Consider the following 21,115-nt stretch of genomic DNA (forward strand, 5'->3'; position numbering starts at 1 on the left):
ATTATCGCGGCGACTCCAGCACGCGAGCCGGGTTGAGGATGCCCTGCGGGTCCAGCGCCTGCTTGACCGCACGCATCAGCCCCAGCGCCACCGGCGACTTGTACTGGGGCAGGGTGCCGGCCTTGAGGCTGCCGATGCCGTGCTCGGCCGAGATGGAGCCGCCGAAGCGCCGCACCTGCTCGTACACCAGGGTGTTGACGCGGTGCTCCTGTTCGCGCAGGAAGGCCGCCGCGTCGCCCCCCTGCGGCGCCTGCACGTTGTAGTGCAGGTTGCCGTCGCCCAGGTGGCCGAAGTTGACCAGGCGCACACCCGCGATCTCGCGCGCCAGCAGCGCGTCGGTCTCGGCGCAGAAGTCGGGAATGCGCGAGATCGGCACCGAGATGTCGTGCTTGATGTTCAGGCCTTCCTCGGCCTGCGCCAGCGGGATGCTCTCGCGCACGTGCCACAGCGTCCGCGCCTGCGCGATGTTCTCGGCCACCACGGCGTCGGTGGCGCAGCCCTCTTCCAGGGCGGCTTCCAGCAGCGCCTCGAAGCCGGCGCGCGCATGCGCTTCCGACTCGTGGTCGGCGTTCTCCAGCAGCACGCCATAGGGGCTTTCCTCGACGAACGGCACACGCAGCTGCGGGAAGTGGCGCGCCACCAGGCTGAGCGCGAACTGCCCCATCACCTCGAAGCCGGTGAGGCCCGCGCCCAGGCGGCGGCGCGCCAGGCTCAGCAGCTGCACGGCCGCCTCCATGGACGGCACGGCGGCCCAGGCCGTCAAGGTGGCGGCCGGCTGGGGGAACAGCTTCAGGGTGGCGGCGGTGATGATGCCCAGCGTGCCCTCGCTGCCGATGAACAGGTCGCGCAGGTCGTAGCCGGTGTTGTCCTTGCGCAGGCCCGACAGGCCTTCCAGCACCTCGCCCCGGGCGGTCACGACCTCCAGGCCCAGGCACAGCTCGCGCGCGTTGCCGTAGCGCAGCACCTGGGTGCCGCCGGCGTTGGTGGCCAGGTTGCCGCCGATGCTGCAGCTGCCCTCGGCGGCCAGGCTGAGCGGAAAGAGCAGGCCCGCCTCGCGCGCCTTCTCCTGCACGGTCTGGAGCACGCAGCCGGCCTCCACCGTGATGGCCAGGTTGGCCGCGTCCAGCTCGCGCACCCGGGCCATGCGTTGCAGGCTCAGCACCACTTGCGTGCCGGAGGGGTCGGGGATGCCGCCCACGACCAGGCCGGTGTTGCCGCCCTGGGGCACGAGGGGGGTGCCGGCGGCGGCGCAGGCCTGGACCACGGCGGCGACCTCGGCGGTGGAGCCGGGCCGCACCACCGCCAGGGCCTTGCCGCGCGAGCGCTTGCGCCAGTCCAGTTCCCAGGCGCTGAGGTCGCCCTGGTTCAGCACGTTGTTGGCGCCGACGATGGCGGCCAGTTGATCGAGGAGACCGTTCATGTTGCTTTCCTTCCCCAGCCAAGGCGCGTGCGCACGTGCATCGCGCAGGCCGCGAACAGCACCAGGCACAGCGCGACCTGCGTGAGCGGCAGCCACGCCGGCGCCACGGGGTCGTTCCAGGCGCGCATCACGCCCTCGGCGAAATAGAGCCAGACCAGCAGGCTGACCCAGCGGTAGGTGTACATGCGGTGCCGCAGGAAACCGGCCAGCGGGAAGACGAGGGGCACGACCTTGAGCGCCCAGAGCGAGCCGCCCGGACGCAGCGGCGCCAGCACCAGCTCCCAGGCCAGCCCCAGGGCGATCAGCGCGACCAGGGTGGCGACGGCGACGGTGCGGATCCTGCGCAGCTCGGACGGCGCGTCGCGCGTGGCGGGCGCGGTGGAAGAGGTGTCATGCATGGCCGATGGCATCATAGCGGCCGATGAATGCCCGGCAACTGCTCGATGATCTCTCGCGCTTCCCGTGGCGGACGACGGCGCTGACCCTGGGCGAGCGCTTCCGCGAGGACCGCCTGGGCCTGACGGCCAGCAGCCTCACCTTCACCACCTCCATCGCGCTGGTGCCCTTCTTCACCGTGATGCTGGCGGTGTTCACCGTCTTCCCGGTGTTCAGCAAGCTGCAGGGCGCGCTGCAGACCTGGCTGGTGCAGAGCCTGGTGCCCGACACCATCGCCCGCCAGGTGCTGGGCTACATGACGCAGTTCGCGCGCCAAGCCAACCGGCTCGGCGCCGCCGGCCTGCTGGTCCTGCTGGTCACCGCCCTGGCGCTGGTGCTGACCATCGACCGCACGCTCAACGGCATCTGGCGCGTCAAGCGGCCGCGCCCGCTGGGCCAGCGCGTGCTGGTGTACTGGGCGGTGATCACGCTGGGGCCGCTGCTGCTGGCAGCCTCGCTCAGCCTCAGCTCCTACCTGCTGTCGGCCTCGCGCGGCCTGGTGAGGGGTGTGCCGGGCGGGGTGCGGCTGCTGCTGGACCTGGTGGAGTTCGCGCTGCTGTCCGGCGGCTTGGCGGCGCTGTACCGTTTCGTGCCGAACACGCCGGTGCGCTGGGCCCATGCGTGGGCCGGCGCGCTGTTCGCCACCGCCGGCATCGAGGTGGCGCGCCGCCTGCTCGCCTTGTACATCAAGGCGGTGCCCACCTATTCGGCGGTGTATGGCGCCTTCGCGACCGTGCCCATCCTGCTGGTGTGGATCTACGTGGCCTGGCTGGTGGTGCTGCTGGGCGCGGTGGTCGCCGCCTACCTGCCCAGCCTGTTGGCCGGCACGCGCCGGCGCGGCGGCGGCCATGGCTGGCAGTTCCAGCTGGCGCTGGAGGTGCTGCAGGCGCTGGAGCGGGCGCGGCCCTCGGTGCGCCGCGGCCTGAGCATGGGCCAGCTGTCCGCGCAGCTGCAGGTGGACGCACTGCAGCTGGAGCCGGTGCTGGAAATCCTGGTGACGCTGGACTGGACCGGCCGCCTCAACGAGGTGGACGACGAGGCCGACACGCGCTACGTGCTGCTGGCCGATCCGCGGTCCACGGCGCTGGAGCCGCTGATGCGGCACCTGCTGCTGCCGTCCACCGAAACGACCGCCGGGCTGTGGAAGAGCGGCCGGCTGTCGGCGCTCTACCTCAAGGACGTGCTATAGCCGCCCGGCTCAGATGCGGACCTGGCCGGTCCAGATGTCTCTGTACATCGCCCAGTCGCCCATGAAGCTGTAGAGCGGGCGCTTGAAGCTGGCCGGCTTGTTCTTCTCGAACATGAAGTGGCCGATCCAGGCGAATGCGTAGCCGCTGACCACGCCGGCCAGCAGCCACCAGGCGTTGCGCGTCACCACGGCCAGCGCCAGGAACAGCAGCGCCAGGCTGGAGCCGACGAAGTGCAGCCGGCGGCAGGTCAGGTCGCTGTGCTCGCTCAGGTAGAAGGGGTAGAACTCGGCGAAGCTGGTGAAGGACTTCGGGTCCACCGCCGTGCCGGGCGCCGTGGTCGTGTTCATGGTGTCGTCTCCTGCGTGCGCATGCACGGCCACGCCAGTTTAGGCGACGCTGAACGGTGCTTTCAAGAAGCCGCGAAAGCGCGCGCGGCCGCCGCGGGTGGGCGCCTCGGGCAGCCGGTAGCGCGGGAAGCGCTGCAGGAAGCGGCCGATGGCGATGCGGCCTTCCAGCCGCGCCAGGCTGAGCCCGGCGCACTGGTGGATGCCGAAGCCGAAAGCCAGGTGGCGATTACTCTCGCGGTCCAGCCGCAGCACGTCCGGCTGCCCGAACTGGGCCGGGTCCCGGTTGGCCGCACCTATGCACAGGGTCACCAGCGCGCCCTCGGGCAGCGCCACGCCGCCCACCTCGCAGGCACGCAGCGCCCGGCGGTTGCCCAGCTGGTTGGAGGACTCGAAGCGCAGGAACTCGTCCACCGCCAAGGTCAGGTCGGCTTCCAGCCCGCTGGGATGGTGGGCGGAGTGCTTGAGCCTGTGCAGCAGGCGCGCCTTCTCCCCGGGCCACTCCTGCAGCGCGACCAGGGCGTTGCCGATCAGGTTGGTGGTGGTTTCGTGGCCGGCATTGAGGATGAAGACGCAGTTCTGCAGCAGCTCGGCCTCGCTCAGCTGTTCGCCGGCCGCCTCCCCCTGGATCAGCCGCGTCAGCACGTCGTGCTCGGGGTCGCCCGGGTGGCGGCGCCGCTGCGCCACCAGCGTGCGCAGGTAGGCGGTGAAGTCCTGCACGCTGCGGTGGCCCAGCGCTTCCTGCTCGGGCGTGAGCCGGGGCTCCAGCGCGCCCAGGATGGCCAGGGACCAGTCGCGCAGCGGTCCGCGGTCCGCATGCGGCACGCCCAGCAGGTTGCCGATGATCTCCACCGGGATGGCCGACGCGAAGTCCTCGATCAGGTCGCCGCCGCCGCGCTGCGCGATGCGATCGAGCAGCCCATCGACCAGCGCGACCAGGCCTGGCTCCATCTCGGCGATGGCGCGCCGCGTGAGCGCGCCCATGATCAGCTTGCGCACCCGGGTGTGCAGGGGCGGGTCGTTGAACACCAGGCTGGTGGTGTGGTGCTCCAGCAGGGGCGAGCCCTCGCCGTACTTCGGGGTGAACTCCACCTTCTTGTCCGAGCTGAAGGTGGCCGCGTCGCGGTACACCGCCACCAGGTCGGCGTAGCGCGTGAGGAAGTACGAGCCGTCGGGCATGCGCCGCACCGGCTCGGTCTCGCGCAGCCGGGCATAGACCGGGTAAGGGTTGGCGTAGAAGTCCGCCGGCAGGGCGCGCAGGTCGAACCCGGCGGCGATCTCGGCCGCGCGTGCCGGGCTCATGGCCGGGGTGACGGGCGGCAGTGCGGGTGGGTTCGGCTCGGCAGCGGACATGCGGCATTCTTGCACCTCCGGGCCCCCGCCAGCGGCGGGGCGCCGCGCAAGATCGATACACTGGAGCAGGGACCCACGGGCGGGCCGCAAGGAGCAGGGACATGGGCAGGGCGGAGGTGGATCTTGGACGGCGTGCCGCAGCCGGTTCGCTGGCGCTGCTGGGCACCCTGGGCCTGGCGGCCTGCGGCGGCGGCGTGACCGTCGTCATTGGCGATGACGATCACCACGACGACGTCACGGTGTCCTTCAACTTCGTGGCCGGCTACGATGCGCGCGTCCTGCCCGAGGGCAACCACGTGTTCCGCAGCCAGGCCGACCTGAACCGCGTCTGGGCGGCCAGCCCGCCCTTTCCCGAAGGCGGGGCTTCGGGCAGCACGGCGCCGCTGTTCGATTTCGCCAACTTCACCTTGGTCGCCGTCGCGCTGGGCGTGGGCCTGCTGTGCGAAAGGCCGCGGCTGACGAGCGTGAGGGCTTCGGGCGGCACGCTCATCATCAGCTACCGCACCGGCCGCGATCCGACCCTGGCCTGCGTGAGCGAGGGCCTGCTGCAGTTCTTCCTGTCGGTGCCGTTCTGGCCCGGCGACATCCTGTTCAGGCGGCTGGACTAGGCACGGGTGCCCGCGCCAGGAACTCGCGCAGCGCCTGCAGCACGCCGTCCGGCGCCTCGGTCATGAGGCTGTGGCCGGCATCGAGCAGCACCGTGCGCGCGTCGCGGGCCCGTGCCTGCAGGGGCTGCGCGGCCCGGGCCGGGGTCATCGCATCCTGCCGGCCCAGCACGAACAGCACGGGGCAGCGCACCTGCTCCATCGCCGCCTCGCCGCCGCGCCATCCGTCGCAGGCCTGGAAGCCGGCGTGGAACAGGTTGGTGCGCGGGTTGCTGGCCAGCACCCGGCGCATCAGGGCCCGGGAGCCGCCATACAGCCAGGTGCCCGGCCCCAGGGCCGAGGGCGGTGGCGCCAGCATGGAATGCGAGAACACGTTGACCATGTGGATGGCCTGCTGCGGCTGGTGCAGCGAGGCCTCCAGCAGCGCCGGCGACACCTTCATCGGAAAGGCCGTGCCCACCAGGGCCAGGTGGCTCACGCGATCCGGCGCCCGCGCGGCCGCCTCCAAGGCGATCAGCGAGCCCAGGCTGTGGCCCACCAGGGCGGCTTGCTGGACGCCGGCCGCGTCCAGCAAGCCCAGCACGAAGGCGGCGGCTTCCTCCACGCTGCGCGGCGGCTCGCCGGCGCTGCGGCAGTGGCCCGGCAGGTCGGGCGCCAGCACGTTCCAGCCATGGTGGGCGAGGTAGCGCGTCTGCAGGATCCACACGCTGTGGTCGTTGAGCACCCCGTGCAGGAACACCGCCGTGGGCTTGGCCGCATCGAAGGGCCTGCCGCCGGTGTAGCAGTAGGTGCGCTGGCCGTTGACGACGAGTTCCATGGTCAGGCCCCGGTTTTTTCGGCCGCCTTGAGCGCGCGCTTCAGGTCGTCGATCAGGTCGTCCGGATCCTCCAGCCCGATCGACAGGCGGATCGTGCCCTGGGTGATGCCGGCGCCGGCCAGCGCCTCGTCCGACATGCGGAAATGCGTGGTGCTGGCCGGGTGGATCACCAGCGAGCGGCAGTCGCCCACGTTGGCCAGGTGGCTGAACACCTTGAGCGCCTCGACGAAGCGCTTGCCCTGCTCGCGGTCGCCCTTCATGTCGAAGCTGAACACCGAGCCGGCGCCGCGCGGCAGCAGCTTGCGGGCCAGCGCATGGCTGGGGTGCGACTCCAGCAGCGGATGGCCGACACGCGCCACGAAGGGATGGGCCGCCAGGAACTCCACCACCTTCCCGGTGTTGCGGATGTGGCGCTCCATGCGCAGCGGCAGCGTCTCTATGCCCTGCAGGATCAGCCAGGCGGTGTGCGGGCTCATGCTGGCGCCGAAGTCGCGCAGGCCCTCGCGGCGCGCCCGCAGCAGGAAGGCGCCGACGGTGGATTCCTCGCTGAACACCATCTGGTGGAAGCCCTCGTAGGGCGCCGTCAGCTCCCGGAACTTGCCGGCGGCCCGCGGCCCTTCCCAGTCGAAGCTGCCGCCGTCGACGACCACGCCTCCGATCACCGTGCCGTGGCCCGACAGGAACTTGGTGGCCGAGTGATAGACCAGGTCGGCGCCGTGCTCCAGGGGCCGCATCAGCCAGGGCGAGGTGAGCGTGGAGTCCACCAGCAGCGGCACGCCCGCGTCGTGGGCGATGGCGCTGACGGCGGGGATGTCCAGCACGTCCAGGCCCGGGTTGTCCACGGTCTCGCCGAACAGCAGCCGGGTGTTCGGCTGGATCGCGGCCCGCCAGCCCTCCATGTCGCCGGGCTTGACGAAAGTCGTGGTGATCCCGAAGCGGCGCAGCGTGTAGTGCAGCAGGTTGTGCGAACCGCCGTACAGGGCGGTGCTGGCCACGATGTGCGAGCCGGCGCCCATCAGCGTGGCGATGGCCAGGTGCAGCGCCGCCTGGCCGCTGGCGGTGGCGATGGCGCCTATGCCGCCCTCCAGCGCCGCCACGCGCTGCTCCAGCACGGCATTGGTCGGGTTGCTGATGCGGGAGTACACATGGCCCGAACGCTCGAGGTTGAACAGCGCGGCCGCATGGTCGCTGGACTCGAACACGAACGAGGTGCTCAGATGGATGGGCACGGCCCGCGCGCCGGTGGCGGGGTCGGGCGCGGCGCCGGCGTGCAGCGCGAGCGTGTCGAAGCCGGGATCGGAATAGCCGGGCATGGCGGGCCTTCTCTTCGATGGAAGTGCGCGGGATTGTGGGCTATATTCATCCGCACCGGCACCCGGGCTGGTCGAGGAGACACCATGAAAGTCAGCGACATCCTGCGCGTCAAAGGCAACACGCTCTACACCGTCGGCCCCGACGAGCCGCTGGGGCGGGCCGTGGAGGTGATGGCCGAGAAGGACATCGGCTCGCTGGTGGTCATGGAGCATGGCGACCTGGTGGGCATGCTCACCTTCCGCGAGGTCATCCTCTGCATCGTCAAGAACGGCGGCAGCGTCGGCAACACCCGGGTGCGCTCCGCCATGGACGACCACCCGCTGACCTGCACCTCCGAGACCGAGCTGGACGAGGTGCGCCGCATGATGCTGGAGCGGCATGCCCGCTACATGCCGGTGATGGACCGCCGCATGCTGATGGGCGTGATCAGCTTCTACGACGTCGCCAAGGCGGTGGTCGACAGCCAGAACTTCGAGAACCGCATGCTCAAGGCCTATATCCGCGACTGGCCCAGCAGCGAGGACGCGCAGCCGACGGCGCGGCTGTAGCCGATAATCCGCCGCCATGAGCGGCAACACCTTCGGACACCTCTTCGCCGTCACCAACTTCGGCGAGTCGCATGGCCCTGCCATCGGCTGCGTGATCGATGGTTGCCCGCCCGGCATGGCGCTGTCCGAGGCCGACATCCAGCCGGACCTGGACCGGCGCCGTCCCGGCACCAGCCGCCACGTCACGCAGCGCCAGGAAGCCGACCAGGTCGAGATCCTGTCGGGCGTGTACGAGGGCCGCACCACCGGCACGCCCATCTGCCTGCTCATCCGCAACACCGACCAGCGCAGCAAGGACTACGGCGACATCGCCCAGACCTTCCGCCCGGGGCACGCCGACTACGCCTACCTGCACAAGTACGGCCTGCGCGACCCGCGCGGCGGCGGCCGTTCCTCGGCGCGGCTCACCGCGCCCATGGTGGCGGCGGGCGCCGTGGCCAAGAAGTGGCTGGCGCAGAAGTTCGGCACGCGGTTCCGCGGCTGCATGCAGCAGATCGGCGAGGTCGAGATCCCGTTCGAGGGCTGGGACCACGTGCCGCGCAATCCGTTCTTCGCGCCGGTGGCCGACGTGTCGGCGCTGGAGAGCTACATGGATGCGCTGCGCAAGGCCGGCGATTCCTGCGGCGCGCGCCTGCGCGTCAGCGCCACCGGCATGCCGCTGGGCCTGGGCGAGCCGCTGTTCGACAAGCTGGACGCGGACATCGCCTGGGCCCTGATGGGCATCAACGCGGTCAAGGGCGTGGAGATCGGCGCCGGTTTCGCCAGCGTGGTCCAGCGCGGCAGCACGCACGGCGACTCGCTCACGCCGCAGGGCTTCAGGACCAACAATGCCGGCGGCGTGCTGGGCGGCATCAGCACCGGGCAGGACCTGGAAGTCTCCATCGCGATCAAGCCGACCAGCTCCATCATCAGCCCGCGCGAGACCATCAACCTGCAGGGCGAGGCCGCGGAGATCGTCACCAAGGGTCGCCACGATCCCTGCGTGGGCATCCGCGCCACGCCCATCGCCGAGGCCATGCTGGCCCTGGTGGTGATGGACCATGCGCTGCGCCACCGGGCGCAGAACGGCGACGTCGCCCCGCCGATGCAGCCGATCCAGGCTTCCTTCCTCTGACGCCGATGTCCGCAGCGCCGCCGGCCAGCCTGGGCCGGCAGATCGTCCCGTTCGCCGGCCTGTCGGCCAGCTACTTCGCCCACATCGGCTTCTTCAACCCCTACCTGCCGCTGTGGCTCAAGCACCTGGGCCTGCCCATCGTGGTGATCAGCCTGCTGGCCTCGGTGCAGTCCTTCACCCGCGTGTTCGCGCCCTACATCTGGGGCGCCCTGAGCGACCACACCGGCGAGCGCGTGCGGCTGCTGCGCTTTTCCGCCGGGGTGGCGCTGCTGGCGTCGGTCGGGCTGTGGTTCGACGGCGGCCCGGTCTGGATAGGCCTGGTGCTGCTGCTGCTGTTCACCCACACCAGCTCCATGATGTCGCTGACCGAGGCGGCGATGGCGCACCTGGTGGCGGGCGACTGGGGCCGCTATGGCCGCATCCGGCTGTGGGGATCGATGGGCTTCATGCTCACCGTGTTCCTGGCCGGCGCCTGGTTCGAGCGTTTCGGCATGGGCCACTTCCCGGGCTGGACCGCGCTGACGCTCGCAGCGGTGCTGGGCTGCACCTGGTGGCTGCCCGACGTGCGCGAGAAGCCGGCGCAGGCGCACGAGCGCGGCGAGCCGATCGCGCCGGTGCTGCGCCAGCCGGCGGTGCGCTGGTTCTTCGCCTCGCTGCTGTTCCACGTGATGGCGCACTTCGCCATCTACGGCTTCCTGTCGCTGTACCTGGATGCGCGCGGCTACAGCAAGGCCATGATCGGCGTGCTGTGGGCGGTGTCGGTGCTGGTGGAGATCCTGTGGTTCTTCTGGCAGGGACGCCTCATCGGCGCGCTGCCCATGACGCGCTGGCTGGTGGTGTGCGGCGCCGCCACCGCGCTGCGCATGGCGCTCACCGGCGGGGCGGCGGACTGGCTGCCGGCACTGTTCGCGGCGCAGGTGCTGCACGCGCTGACCTTCGCCACCCACCACACGGCCTGCATCGCCATGGTGACGCGGCATTTCCCGGGGCGGCTGCGGGGGCGGGGCCAGGCGCTGTTCACGGTGATCGGCTACGGCATCGGCGGCGTGACCGGGGTGCTGGCCGGCGGCGCGCTGGCCTCCCGCTTCGGCTTCGAGGCTATGTACGGCGCGGCCACGCTGCTGGGCCTGCTGGCCACCGCCTGCGCCTGGCGGATGGAACTGCTGGAGCAGCTGGAGCGTCCCGCCGGCCACGGTTGAGCCGCATACCCCGTTGGGCCTTGGGACTTGCCCGCACATGCGCGACACCCTGCTCGGCTCGGCCGTTGCAATGCTCCTGAAAACATAGCTGCAAAAGGATGCAGGTAGCGGGTTCCTCAAAGCTGAGAGTGCCCTGGCGGTAAGGACAGCTCGACGGCAGCCGTTGACCCACCGGCCCCAAGAGCATGAGTTTGTCGCTACCCTAGGAGCCAACTCCTTGCATCATGCGATCCGAGCTCACCGATCCGGCGTTCCAACTGGACGACCGCCACTACCGGCAGATCGTCGACAGCGCGCTGGATTACGCCATCATCAGCTGCGACGAGCGCGGTCGCATCACCACCTGGAACGAGGGTGCCCGGCGCCTGCTTGGATGGACCGCGGCCGAAATGATGGGCCAGACCCTGCACCGCATCTTCACGCCGGAAGACGTGGCCGCGGGCGCCGTGGAGCGCGAGCTGTCCACCGCGATGCGCGAGCGCCATGCGCTGGACGAGCGCTGGCACCAGCGCAAGGGCGGCGAGCGCTTCTGGGCTTCGGGCGAGCTGATGCGCGTGCACGACGAGGAAGGCCGTCCCGCGGGGCTGGTCAAGATCCTGCGGGACCGCACCGAGCAGCGCCGGCACGAGGCCGAGCTCCAGCGCTTCAACGAGACCCTGCGGGCCGGGGAGCAGCGGCTGCAGCTGGCGCTGGACGCCGGGGGACTGGGCGTGTGGCAGGCCGACCTGGCCAGCGGCGAGGTCACCTGGTGGCCGGGCATGTACCTGGTGCACGGCATGTCGCCCGGCGCGGCCCCCGTGCCGGCGCCGCGCTACTACGACGAACTGGTCCATCCCGACGACCGCGCGCGCGTGGTGGAGGCCATCCAGGAGGGGCTGCGCGGGAGCACCGGGCACCGCGTCGAGTACCGGGTGCTCTGGCCGGACGGCAGCGTGCACTGGCTGGAGGGGCGGGGCCACGTGCTGCCCGACGCCAGCGGCGCGGCGGCCTTGATGTCGGGGGTGTGCATGGACGTCACCCGGCGCAAGAACGCCGAGAACGACCTGAAGTTCCTGGCGCAGGCGAGCGAGGAGCTGGCCGACGTGACCGATTTCCAGAGCACGCTGGACAAGATCGCACGGCTGGCCGTCCCGGGCTTTGCCGACTGGTGCGCGGTCGACATGCTGGCGGACGACGGCAGCCTGCAGCGCGTGGCCGTGGCCCATGTGGACCCGGCCAAGGTGGAGCTGGCGCACGAGCTGCACCGGCGCCTGCCCGCGGACCCGCAGGCCGCCACCGGTCCCTGGAGCGTGGTGCGCGAAGGCCGGGTGGCCTACGTGCCCGAGATCAGCGACGAGATGCTGCTGGCCCGCATCGGCGACCCGCAGCTGCTGGCCGCGATACGCGCGCTGGGCCTGCGCTCGTACATCGGCGTGCCGCTGTCGGCGCACGGCCACACGCTGGGCGTGCTCACGTTCGTGACGGCCGAGTCGCGGCGCCGCTATACCGAGGATGACCTGGCACTGGCCCAGGACCTGGCGCGCCGGGCCGCGGTGGCGATCGAGAACGCCAAGCTGCTGCGCGCACTGCGCAACTCCGACCGGGCCAAGGACGTGTTCCTGGCCACCCTGGCGCACGAGCTGCGCAACCCGCTGGCGCCGATCTGGAACGGGCTGTCCATCATCAAGCGCGTGCCCGGCGATGCCCACCGGGTGGAGCAGGTGACCGGCATCATCGAGCGCCAGGTCGGCCAGCTGTCGCGCCTGGTGGACGACCTGCTGGACGTCTCGCGCATCAGCACCGGCAAGATCGAGCTGAAGAAGGAGCCCACCAGCCTGGTGCAGGTGCTGACGACTGCGGTGGAGATCAGCCGGCCCCACATCGAGGCGGCCCATCACCGGCTGACGCTGACATTCACCGACGAGCCCACCGACGTCTACGCCGATCCGGCGCGCATGGCCCAGGTGTTCTCCAACCTGCTGAACAACGCGGCCAAGTACACGCGGCGCGGCGGCCGCATCGACGTGGCGGTGGAGGCCCAGCCCTCGCAGTTGGTGGTGCGGGTGCGCGACAACGGCACTGGCATCGCGCCCGAGATGCAGGGCAAGGTCTTCGGCCTGTTCGCCCAGGCCACGCACCAGACCGAGCGGCGCCAGGGCGGGCTGGGCATCGGGCTGTCGCTGGTGGAAGGCCTGGTGCGCCTGCACGGCGGCAGGGTCGAGGTGCGCAGCGAGGGGCTGGACCGCGGCAGCGAGTTCGCCGTCTACCTGCCGCGGCTCGGGCGCGAGCAGGCCAGGACCGCCGCGGCGCCGGCCCAGCCGGCGCCGCCGCCCGGCGGGGGCAATCGCCGCGTGCTGGTGGTGGAGGACAACGTGGACTCCGCGACCACGGTGGCCGAGCTGCTGTCCATGTCGGGCAACGAGGTGGCCGTGGTGCACGATGGCATGACGGCGGTCGAGCGTACCGCCGCCTTCCGGCCCGACGTGGTGCTGCTGGACATCGGCCTGCCGGATATCAACGGCTACGAGGCGGCGCGCCGCATCCGCAAGCTCGAAGGCGTGCGCCAACCCATGCTGATCGCGCTGACCGGCTGGGGCCAGCCGCAGGACAAGGAGCTGGCGGCCCAGGCCGGATTCGACCACCACTGGACCAAGCCGGTTGACCCTGCGCGCCTGCAGGAGCTGGCTTCGCGTTAAGGTGCCGCCATGCTGCGCAGCCTCAAGGACCTGTTCGACTCCATCGTCTCGCCGTCCGCCAGCGCGGCGCAGGCCGAGCATTCCATCCAGCTGGCCACGGCCGTGCTGCTGGTCGAGGTGATGCGGGCCGACCCGCAGCTGGGCGCGCCCGAACGGGCCACCGTGGTCGGCGCGCTGCGGCGCACCTTCCCGCTGGCCGATGACGAGCTGGAGCGGCTGGTCGAGCTGGCGCACCAGGCCTCGCGCACGTCTTCGGACTTCCACCAGTTCACCTCGGTGGTGAACCAGCACTTCGGCACCGAGCAGAAGGTGCGCATCGTGGAGTACATGTGGCAGGTCGCCTATGCGGACGGCCACCTGGATGCGCATGAAAACCACCTGATCTCGCGGGTGGCCGAGCTGCTGCACGTCACGCACGGCCAGTACATCGCGGCCAAGCTGCGCGCCAAGGAGGCGGCGCCCGGCCCGGCCGCCTGATCCGCTGTAGGCCCGCTCCCACGCAGGCGTCTCGAAAAGGTTGACAGGGTGCCGCCCGCGCGCTGGCGATAGTGGGGGTTTGCGACGAAAGGAGCCCCCCATGAGCGACAAACCCAGCGCCCGCGAGGAAGGGCGCGGACCCGGCACGGAAGCCGCCGCCGAGCACCAGCGCGAGCTGCAGCGCGAACAGGACCGCAAGGACGAGGCCAAGGCCCAGGCCAAGGGCCAGGAAGGCGGCGAGCAGAAGCAATCCAAGGCCATGCAGGCCGGGCCGCGGCCGCAGCCGGAGGACATGCCGGCCCAGCACCTGCCCAAGCCCGGCCTGGAGGCCGACATGGAGCTCAAGCCGCGCTTCTACGCCCCCGACTACCGCGGCAGCGGCAAGCTCAAGGGCATGGTGGCCCTGGTGACCGGTGGCGATTCGGGCATCGGCCGCGCCGTGGCCGTGCTGTACGCGCGCGAAGGCGCCGACGTGGCCATCGTCTACCTCAGCTCGCACGAGGACGCGCAGGAAACCAAGCGCCACGTCGAGAAGGAAGGCCGCCAGTGCCTGCTGATCCCCGGCGACGTGAAGGACTCGGCGTTCTGCAAGGAGGCGGTGGAAAAGACCGTGGCCGAGTTCGACCGGCTGGACATCCTGGTCAACAACGCCGCCTTCCAGGAGCACGCGGACTCCATCGAGGACATCACGGACGAGCGCCTCGAGGAGACCATGAAGACCAACATCTTCGGCTACTTCTACATGGCGCGCGCCGCGGTGCCCCACCTCAAGCAGGGCTCGTCCATCGTCAACTCCGGCTCGGTGGTGGGCCTGCGCGGCAGCGGCTCGCTGCTGGACTACTCGGCCACCAAGGGCGCCATCCACGCCTTCACCATGTCGCTGGCCTCCAGCCTCATCGACAAGGGCATCCGCGTCAATTGCGTGGCGCCGGGGCCGGTGTGGACGCCGCTCAACCCGGCCGACCAGACGGCGGAGAAGGTGGCGCAGTTCGGCAAGCAGAGCGACATGAAGCGGCCAGCCCAGCCCGAGGAGCTGTCGCCGGCCTACGTGTTCCTGGCCGCGCCGTCCTGCGCCAGCTACATCACGGGGATCGTGCTGCCCGTGACGGGATCGGTGGGCGCGACCTGAGGCCGACGCGGTGCCGGCCCCGGTGCTGGCCCGGTGCCGCAGCAGGGTCTTGGCCGCGCCGCTAGCATGGCCCCATGACCTCGCAGCTGAAGATCGATTTCGTCTCCGACGTGGCCTGCCCCTGGTGCGCCGTCGGCCTGGGTTCGCTGGAGCAGGCGCTGGCGCGCCTGGACGGCGAGGTGCGGGCCGAACTGCGCTTCCAGCCCTTCGAGCTCAATCCGCAGATGCCGCCGGGCGGGCAGGACGTCGCCGAGCACCTGACGCAGAAGTACGGTTCCACCCCCGCGCAGCAGGCCGCCCTTTGGTCGCAGCTGTGCCAGCGGGCGCAGGCGGCGGGCTTCGCCTTCCGCCCGGAGGGTCGCGGTCGGGTGTGGAACACCTTCGATGCCCACCGGCTGCTGCACTGGGCGGGCGAGCTGGACCCGGCGCGCCAGCACGCGCTCAAGCGCGTGCTGCTGGACGCCTATTTCGGGCAGGACCGCAACGTTGCCGACCCCGAGGTGCTGCTGGATGCCGTGGCGCGCGCCGGGCTGGACGTGGAGCGGGCCCGCGCCATCCTGGCGGGCGACGAGTTCGCCGACGAGGTGCGCGAGCGCGAGAGCCACTTCCTCTCGCTGGGCATCCACGCCGTGCCTTCGGTCATCGTCAACGACCGCCACCTGATCCAGGGTGGGCAGCCGCCCGAGGTGTTCGAGCAGGCGCTGCGGCAGATCGCGGCGGGCGCCGCCTGAGGGCCTGCCTGCGCCGCTCAGACGCTGTTGCGCCAGCGCTCGTTGACCGTCAGCCAGAAGTCGTGCAGCTGGCGCATCTTGCGCCGCAGCTCGTCGTAGTCGGTGGCCTTGCGCACGTAGCTGTTGGCGCCGTGGGTATAGCAGTCGGCGATGTCGCCCCGCTCGGTGGAGGAGGAATGCATGATCACCGGGAGCAGGGCGGTGCGCTCGTCGGCGCGGATGGCCTTGAGCACGTCCAGCCCGTGCAGGCGCACCAGCTTCATGTCCAGCAGCACCAGCCGGGGCTGCTGGCGCGGGTCCCGGCGGGCGTGGGGGCCGCGGGCGAACAGGTAGTCCAGCGCCTCGACGCCGTCGTTGGCGGTGACGATGTGGTCAGGGTCGCAGCACTCGCTGAGCGCCATGACGGTGAGTTCGAGGTGGTCGGGATTGTCATCCACCACGAGGATCGCGGCGTCGTTCATCGGGCTGGCACGGGGTAACGGAGGGCCATTTTGTCACGCACGCGGCGGATGGCAACAAGCCTATGGCTGACGTCCGCTGCCGTGTTGCAGCGCGAGTGATACGCAGTATTCAATCAAGGCGTCGGTCTCGATAGATTTATCGAACACCCGGTCGCTGCCCAGCGCCTCGCACTGCTGCCGCACCGGCGGGCTGGCCGTGGCCGTCAGCACCACCACCTTGCGCTGCGGCGGCCGCTGGCGCAGCGCCTCCAGCACCCGCAAACCGCTGCCGCCGGCTTCCAGGATGAGGTCGACGATGGCGACGTCCCAGTGATGCACCGGATTGGTGAGCCAGGCCAGGGCGGCCTGTTCGCTTCCCGCCACACCGGCGGTGGCGATGCCGGCCAGCTCGGCCAATGTCTCGACCAGGCTGTCCCGGATCGCCGGGCTGTCCTCGACCACGAATGCCGTCAGCGTCACACCCACCTCCTGCTCTGCCGATGGATGATGCACGCGACGAGCCCCGCTGCCAAGCCGGGCCGGCCCGGGCCGGGCCGGTCCGCCGGACGGGCTCACTCGTAGGCCGACATCGGCACGCAGCTGCAGAACAGGTTGCGGTCGCCCCAGACGTTGTCGACGCGCCCGACCGGTGGCCAGTACTTGGCGTGCCGGCGCTCGTCCAGCACCGCCGCGCCGGCATCGCGCGGGTAGGCGTGCGTCCAGTCGCTCTTGAGCAGGCTGGCCGCCGTGTGCGGCGCGTTCTTCAGCGGGTTGTCGTCCTGCGGCCACTCGCCCTTCTCGACGCGGCGGATCTCCTCGCGGATGGCGACCATCGCGGCGATGAAGCGGTCCAGCTCCTCCAGCGTCTCGCTCTCGGTCGGCTCCACCATCAGCGTGCCAGCCACCGGGAAGCTCAGCGTGGGCGCGTGGAAGCCGTAGTCGACCAGGCGCTTGGCCACGTCCTCGGCGGTCACGCCGCTGGTGTCCTTGAGCGGCCGCAGGTCCAGGATGCACTCGTGCGCCACGTGGCCGTTGCGGCTGGCGTACAGCGTGGGGTAGTGGTCCTTCAGGCGCGTGCTGATGTAGTTGGCCGACAGGATGGCCACCTCGGTGGCCTGGCGCAGGCCCTGGGCGCCCATCATGCGGCAGTACATCCAGCTGATCGGGAGCACGGCGGCGTTGCCCAGGGGGGCCGCCGACACCGCACCCACCTGGCCGGGAACCCCGCCGGTCGCATGGCCCGGCAGGAAGGGCACCAGGTCCTCCACCACGCACACCGGACCGACGCCCGGCCCGCCGCCGCCGTGCGGGATGCAGAAGGTCTTGTGCAGGTTGAGGTGGCTGACGTCGCCGCCGAACTCGCCCGGGGCGGCCACGCCCACCAGCGCGTTCATGTTGGCGCCGTCCACGTACACCCGGCCGCCGTAGCGGTGCACCAGGGCGCACAGCTCCTTGACCTGGGTCTCGAATACGCCGTGCGTGCTGGGGTAGGTGATCATCACCGCGGCCAGCTTGTCCGCGTGCTGCCGGCACTTGGCCTCGAGGTCGGCCAGGTCGACGTTGCCGCTGGCGTCGCAGGCGGTCACCACCACCTGCATGCCCACCATCTGCGCGCTGGCCGGGTTGGTGCCATGGGCGGAGGAGGGGATCAGGCACACGTCGCGGTGGGCCTGGCCGCGGCTGGCGTGCCAGGCCTGGATGGCCAGCAGGCCGGCGTACTCGCCCTGCGAGCCGGCATTGGGCTGCAGGCTGATGCCGGCATAGCCGGTGGCCTGGCACAGCCACTCGCGCAGCTGCCGGTCCAGTTCCGCGTAGCCTTGCAGCTGCTCGCGCGGCGCGAACGGATGGACGTGCGCGAACTCCGGCCAGGTGATGGGGATCATCTCGCTGGTCGCGTTCAGCTTCATGGTGCAGCTGCCCAGCGGGATCATGGTGCGGTCCAGCGCCAGGTCCTTGTCGGACAGGCTGCGGATGTAGCGCAGCATGCCGGTCTCGCTGTGGTGGGTGTTGAACACCGGGTGCGCGAGGAAGGCGCTGGTGCGGCGCAGGGCCGTAGGGATCGCGGGCTCGACGCCCTTCTCGAAGGGCGCGAAGTCCGGCAGCGCCTGCCCCGGCCTGGCGAAGACCTGCCAGAGCAGCCGGATGTCGTCGCGCGTGGTGGTCTCGTCCAGCGACACCATGATGTACTCGTCCCAGCCGACGCGCAGGTTGGCGTTCAGCGCGTGCCCCTTGGAGACGATCGCCTGCGTGGCCTCGCCGGTGTGCAGCGAGAGGGTGTCGAAGAACGCGCCGGCACGCGGCTTGTGCCCGAGCTGTTCCAGCCCCTTCGCCAGGATGGCGGTGTAGCTGGCGACGCGCTGCGCGATGCGCTTCAAGCCCTGGGGCCCGTGGTACACGGCATACATGCTCGCGACGACGGCGGGCAGCACCTGCGCCGTGCAGATGTTGGAGGTGGCCTTCTCGCGGCGGATGTGCTGCTCGCGCGTCTGCAGCGCGAGTCGGTAGGCGGGATTGCCGTGCGAATCGATGCTGACGCCCACCAGCCGGCCCGGCAGGGAGCGCTTGTACTCGTCGCGGCAGGCAAGATAGGCGGCGTGCGGGCCGCCGGCACCCATGGGCATGCCGAAGCGCTGCGTGGTCCCGCAAACGATGTCGGCGCCGAATTCGCCCGGCGGCACGATCAGCGTGAGGGCCAACAGGTCGGCGGCGACGATGAAGGCTGCCTGCTTCGCGTGGACCTTGTCGACGTCGGCGCGCAGGTCGTCGATGCGGCCGCTGGTGGAGGGGTACTGGGCCAGCACGGCGAAGTAGTCGCCGGCCAGCCGCTCGCTCCATTCCTCGTGCGAGTTCGCCAGCAGCACCTGGATGCCCAGCGGGGCCGCGCGGGTCTGGATCACCTCGATGGTCTGCGGGTGGCAGTCGCCGGCGACCACGAAGGTGTTGCTCCTGCTCTTGACGCTGCGCTTGGCCAGCGTCATGGCCTCGGCCGCGGCGGTGGCCTCGTCCAGCATGGAGGCGTTGGCGATGGGCATGGCCGTCAGGTCGCACACCATGGTCTGGAAGTTGACCAGCGCCTCCATGCGGCCCTGGCTGATCTCGGCCTGGTAGGGCGTGTAGGCGGTGTACCAGGCCGGGTTCTCCAGGATGTTGCGCAGGATCACCGGCGGCGTGATGGTGCCGTGGTAGCCCTGGCCGATGAAGGACCTGGCCACCCGGTTCCTGGATGCGATCGCCCGCAGCTCGGCCAGCGCGCCGGCCTCGGTGGCGGGCGGCGGCAGCCTCATCTCGCTGGTGCGCGCGATGGAGCGCGGCACGATGCTCTCGATCAGCGCGCGGCGCGAGGCCTCGCCGATCACCGACAACATGTGCCGCTCGTCGGCCTCGGAGATGCCGATGTGGCGGGGGATGAATTCGGCGTTGTTCTCGAGCTCGCCCAGCGGGCGGGCGGATTGCATCAGCATGGGTCTCTTTCTGTCAGGAAGCGTTCTTCGCGAACTCGCCGTAGGCGGTCTCGTCCATCAGCGGCTCCAGCTCGGCCGGATTCGCCAGCTTGACCTTGAAGAACCAGCCCTGGCCCAGCGGGTCGCTGTTGGCCAGCGACGGGTCGGCACGCAGCGCCTCGTTCACCTCGGTCACCTCGCCGGTGACCGGCATGTAGACGTCGGCCGCGGCCTTGACGGACTCGACCACGCCGGCCACCTCGCCCTGGCCATAGCGGCGGCCGACTTCGGGCAGGTCGACGAAGACCACGTCGCCCAGCGCGTCCTGCGCGTGCACCGTGATGCCCACGGTGGCGGGGCCGCCGCCCTCCAGCTTGATCCATTCGTGCTCGGGCGTGTACTTGACGGTCATGGTTCTTCTCCAGGTGGTTGATGAGGGCTCAGCCGCGGTAGTAGCGGTTGGGGACGAAAGGCATGGCGCTCACCTCCATCGGCACGGGCTTGCCGCGCACCAGGGCGTTGACGCGCGTGCCGGGCGAGGCGAAGGCGGCCTCGACATAGGCCATGGCGATGGGTTTGCCGAGGGTGGGGCCGAGCAGGCCGCTGGTGACCTCGCCGACCTTGCGGCCGCCGGCGTCCTGCAGCTCGGTGTGCTCGCGCACCGGCACGCGTTCCAGCGCCACCAGGCCCACGCGCTTGCGCGCCACCGGCACGCTGCCGTCCAGTTGACCAAGGATGCGCGACGCGCCGGGGAAGCCGCCGGCACGGGCGCCACCGCTGCGGCGCACCTTCTGCAGGGCCCAGTTCAGCCCGGCCTCGACCGGCGTGGTGCCGGTGTCGATGTCGTTGCCGTAGAGGCACAGGCCGGCTTCCAGGCGCAGCGAGTTGCGGGCGCCCAGGCCGATGGGCTGGACCTCGGGCTGGGCCAGCAGCGCGCGTGCCAGCGCCTGCGCCTGCGATTCGTGCACCGAGATCTCGAAGCCGTCCTCGCCGGTGTAGCCGCTGCGGGTGATGAACAGCTCGCCGCCGTCCCAGGCGAAGGCGCCGCCGGTCATGAACACCAGCTTGTCCACGCCCGGCACCAGCCGGCGCAGGGCATGGACCGCCTTCGGGCCCTGCAGGGCCAGCAGGCCGCGATCGGGCAGGGGGACGACCTGGCAGCGCGAACCGATCCGCTCCCGGATATGGGCGATGTCCCCCACCTTGCACGCGCCGTTGACGATCACGAAAAGGTCGTCGCCGCGGTTGACGAACATCAGGTCGTCGATGATCCCGCCTTCGTCGGTCAGCAGCAGGCCGTACCGCTGCTTGCCCGCCGGCAGGTCCACCACGTCCACCGGCACCAGCGTCTCGAACGCGGCGGCGGCGTCCGGGCCGGCCAGGCGCAGCTGCCCCATGTGGGAGACGTCGAACAGCCCGGCCGCATCGCGCGTGTGGTGGTGCTCGGCCATCAAGCCGGCCGGGTACTGCACCGGCATGGAGTAGCCGGCGAACGGCACCATGCGGGCGCCGAGCTCGAGGTGCAAGGCGTGCAGCGGGGTGCGCTGCAGAGGCGGGTCTTGGGTGGCTGCGGTCAAGCGGCTCTCCAGTGGCAAAGCTCCGGGCCATGGTACCGGGGAAGCACGGCCGTGCTTCCCCGCCATGGGTGAGCCCTGCTGTCCGCTTTACCTGAGAGATTCGCCCCGTGGCGTCACGGGGTTTGCTCCTTCGGTGGGCCGCCTGCATTGCAGCACGCTGCACGCGGCGGCCTCTCTCCAGCAAGGAAACGTCCCTTGCGGGACGTGCCGTCAGTCCTGGGTACCTGAGCGTTCGGCCACACCTTCAAATCATGGGCCTGCGCCTTCGGTGGCTCCCTCGGGGAGAGCGCTCTCCTGACGTGCCCGG

General features: G+C 70.7%; 20 protein-coding genes and 2 riboswitches. Of the genes, 9 read left to right on the top strand and 11 right to left on the bottom strand.

What is annotated here, in order from left to right; genetic code table 11:
- Nucleotide 1 precedes the first annotated feature (1 nt).
- Both RTA_RS07420 and RTA_RS07425 read right to left on the bottom strand, forming a co-directional pair.
- Complete coding sequence (locus RTA_RS07420; RefSeq protein WP_013900774.1) at nt 2-1,420, bottom strand: FAD-binding oxidoreductase; 1,419 nt, start codon at nt 1,418-1,420, stop codon at nt 2-4.
- The gene (locus tag RTA_RS07425; protein ID WP_041675171.1) at nt 1,417-1,818 is read right to left on the bottom strand and encodes a DUF2069 domain-containing protein; all 402 of its coding nucleotides are present in this window, start codon (nt 1,816-1,818) and stop codon (nt 1,417-1,419) included. Before RTA_RS07425 ends, RTA_RS07420 begins: the two co-directional genes overlap by 4 nt.
- Nucleotides 1,819-1,841: 23 nt before the next feature.
- Between RTA_RS07425 and RTA_RS07430 the strand changes: the two genes are divergently transcribed.
- Entirely contained in the window at nt 1,842-3,044 is a 1,203-nt protein-coding gene (locus RTA_RS07430; protein ID WP_013900776.1) for a YihY family inner membrane protein, read from the top strand.
- 9 nt (nt 3,045-3,053) lie between these two features.
- Here the strand turns inward: RTA_RS07430 and RTA_RS07435 are convergent, their stop codons facing one another.
- The gene (locus RTA_RS07435; protein WP_013900777.1) at nt 3,054-3,392 is read right to left on the bottom strand and encodes an Mpo1-like protein; all 339 of its coding nucleotides are present in this window, start codon (nt 3,390-3,392) and stop codon (nt 3,054-3,056) included.
- A gap of 39 nt (nt 3,393-3,431) precedes the next feature.
- Nucleotides 3,432-4,742, bottom strand: coding sequence for a cytochrome P450 (locus RTA_RS07440; protein ID WP_438865678.1), 1,311 nt, complete (start codon nt 4,740-4,742; stop codon nt 3,432-3,434).
- A 101-nt stretch (nt 4,743-4,843) separates the two neighbouring features.
- On the opposite strand from RTA_RS07440, the gene RTA_RS07445 reads away from it, so the two are divergent.
- Nucleotides 4,844-5,350, top strand: a complete 507-nt coding sequence (locus RTA_RS07445) for a hypothetical protein (protein ID WP_041675174.1) — start codon at nt 4,844-4,846, stop codon at nt 5,348-5,350.
- On the opposite strand, the gene RTA_RS07450 is transcribed toward RTA_RS07445, so the two are convergent.
- Both RTA_RS07450 and RTA_RS07455 read right to left on the bottom strand, forming a co-directional pair.
- Nucleotides 5,334-6,164 (bottom strand): alpha/beta fold hydrolase, encoded by an 831-nt coding sequence (locus RTA_RS07450; protein ID WP_013900779.1) that lies wholly within the window; start codon nt 6,162-6,164, stop codon nt 5,334-5,336. The two genes, RTA_RS07445 and RTA_RS07450, sit on opposite strands and share 17 nt — an antisense overlap.
- A 2-nt stretch (nt 6,165-6,166) precedes the next feature.
- Complete coding sequence (locus tag RTA_RS07455) at nt 6,167-7,477, bottom strand: O-acetylhomoserine aminocarboxypropyltransferase (RefSeq protein WP_013900780.1); 1,311 nt, start codon at nt 7,475-7,477, stop codon at nt 6,167-6,169.
- An 84-nt stretch (nt 7,478-7,561) separates the two neighbouring features.
- Here RTA_RS07455 and RTA_RS07460 point away from each other — a divergent pair, with 84 nt between their 5' ends.
- From RTA_RS07460 to RTA_RS07490, 7 genes are all read left to right on the top strand, one after another.
- Nucleotides 7,562-8,026: a CBS domain-containing protein gene (locus tag RTA_RS07460; RefSeq protein ID WP_013900781.1), complete on the top strand. Its 465-nt coding sequence runs from the start codon at nt 7,562-7,564 to the stop codon at nt 8,024-8,026.
- Between the two features lie 16 nt (nt 8,027-8,042).
- On the top strand, nt 8,043-9,140 hold the full coding sequence (aroC, locus tag RTA_RS07465) for a chorismate synthase (RefSeq protein WP_013900782.1): 1,098 nt from the start codon (nt 8,043-8,045) through the stop codon (nt 9,138-9,140).
- Between the two features lie 5 nt (nt 9,141-9,145).
- A complete protein-coding gene (locus tag RTA_RS07470) occupies nt 9,146-10,339 on the top strand; it encodes an MFS transporter (RefSeq protein WP_013900783.1) in 1,194 nt (397 codons plus the stop codon).
- 224 nt (nt 10,340-10,563) lie between these two features.
- Entirely contained in the window at nt 10,564-13,014 is a 2,451-nt protein-coding gene (locus tag RTA_RS19710) for a PAS domain S-box protein (protein WP_013900784.1), read from the top strand.
- 9 nt (nt 13,015-13,023) lie between these two features.
- Complete coding sequence (locus RTA_RS07480; protein ID WP_013900785.1) at nt 13,024-13,491, top strand: tellurite resistance TerB family protein; 468 nt, start codon at nt 13,024-13,026, stop codon at nt 13,489-13,491.
- Between the two features lie 100 nt (nt 13,492-13,591).
- Entirely contained in the window at nt 13,592-14,620 is a 1,029-nt protein-coding gene (locus RTA_RS07485; protein ID WP_013900786.1) for an SDR family oxidoreductase, read from the top strand.
- Between the two features lie 74 nt (nt 14,621-14,694).
- Nucleotides 14,695-15,351, top strand: a complete 657-nt coding sequence (locus RTA_RS07490; RefSeq protein WP_013900787.1) for a DsbA family oxidoreductase — start codon at nt 14,695-14,697, stop codon at nt 15,349-15,351.
- Between the two features lie 17 nt (nt 15,352-15,368).
- On the opposite strand, the gene RTA_RS07495 is transcribed toward RTA_RS07490, so the two are convergent.
- From RTA_RS07495 to gcvT, 5 genes are all read right to left on the bottom strand, one after another.
- Nucleotides 15,369-15,812, bottom strand: a complete 444-nt coding sequence (locus RTA_RS07495; protein WP_013900788.1) for a response regulator — start codon at nt 15,810-15,812, stop codon at nt 15,369-15,371.
- A gap of 60 nt (nt 15,813-15,872) precedes the next feature.
- The gene (locus tag RTA_RS07500) at nt 15,873-16,271 is read right to left on the bottom strand and encodes a response regulator (protein ID WP_041675176.1); all 399 of its coding nucleotides are present in this window, start codon (nt 16,269-16,271) and stop codon (nt 15,873-15,875) included.
- Between the two features lie 92 nt (nt 16,272-16,363).
- Nucleotides 16,364-19,252 (bottom strand): aminomethyl-transferring glycine dehydrogenase, encoded by a 2,889-nt coding sequence (gene gcvP / locus RTA_RS07505; protein WP_041675178.1) that lies wholly within the window; start codon nt 19,250-19,252, stop codon nt 16,364-16,366.
- A 13-nt stretch (nt 19,253-19,265) separates the two neighbouring features.
- Complete coding sequence (gene gcvH / locus RTA_RS07510) at nt 19,266-19,643, bottom strand: glycine cleavage system protein GcvH (protein ID WP_013900791.1); 378 nt, start codon at nt 19,641-19,643, stop codon at nt 19,266-19,268.
- A 28-nt stretch (nt 19,644-19,671) separates the two neighbouring features.
- On the bottom strand, nt 19,672-20,808 hold the full coding sequence (gcvT, locus tag RTA_RS07515; protein WP_013900792.1) for a glycine cleavage system aminomethyltransferase GcvT: 1,137 nt from the start codon (nt 20,806-20,808) through the stop codon (nt 19,672-19,674).
- 68 nt (nt 20,809-20,876) lie between these two features.
- Nucleotides 20,877-20,999, bottom strand: a riboswitch (glycine riboswitch).
- A gap of 10 nt (nt 21,000-21,009) precedes the next feature.
- Nucleotides 21,010-21,115: riboswitch (glycine riboswitch) on the bottom strand.

Source organism: Ramlibacter tataouinensis TTB310, assembly GCF_000215705.1.
Classification (GTDB): Bacteria; Pseudomonadota; Gammaproteobacteria; order Burkholderiales; family Burkholderiaceae_C; genus Ramlibacter; species Ramlibacter tataouinensis.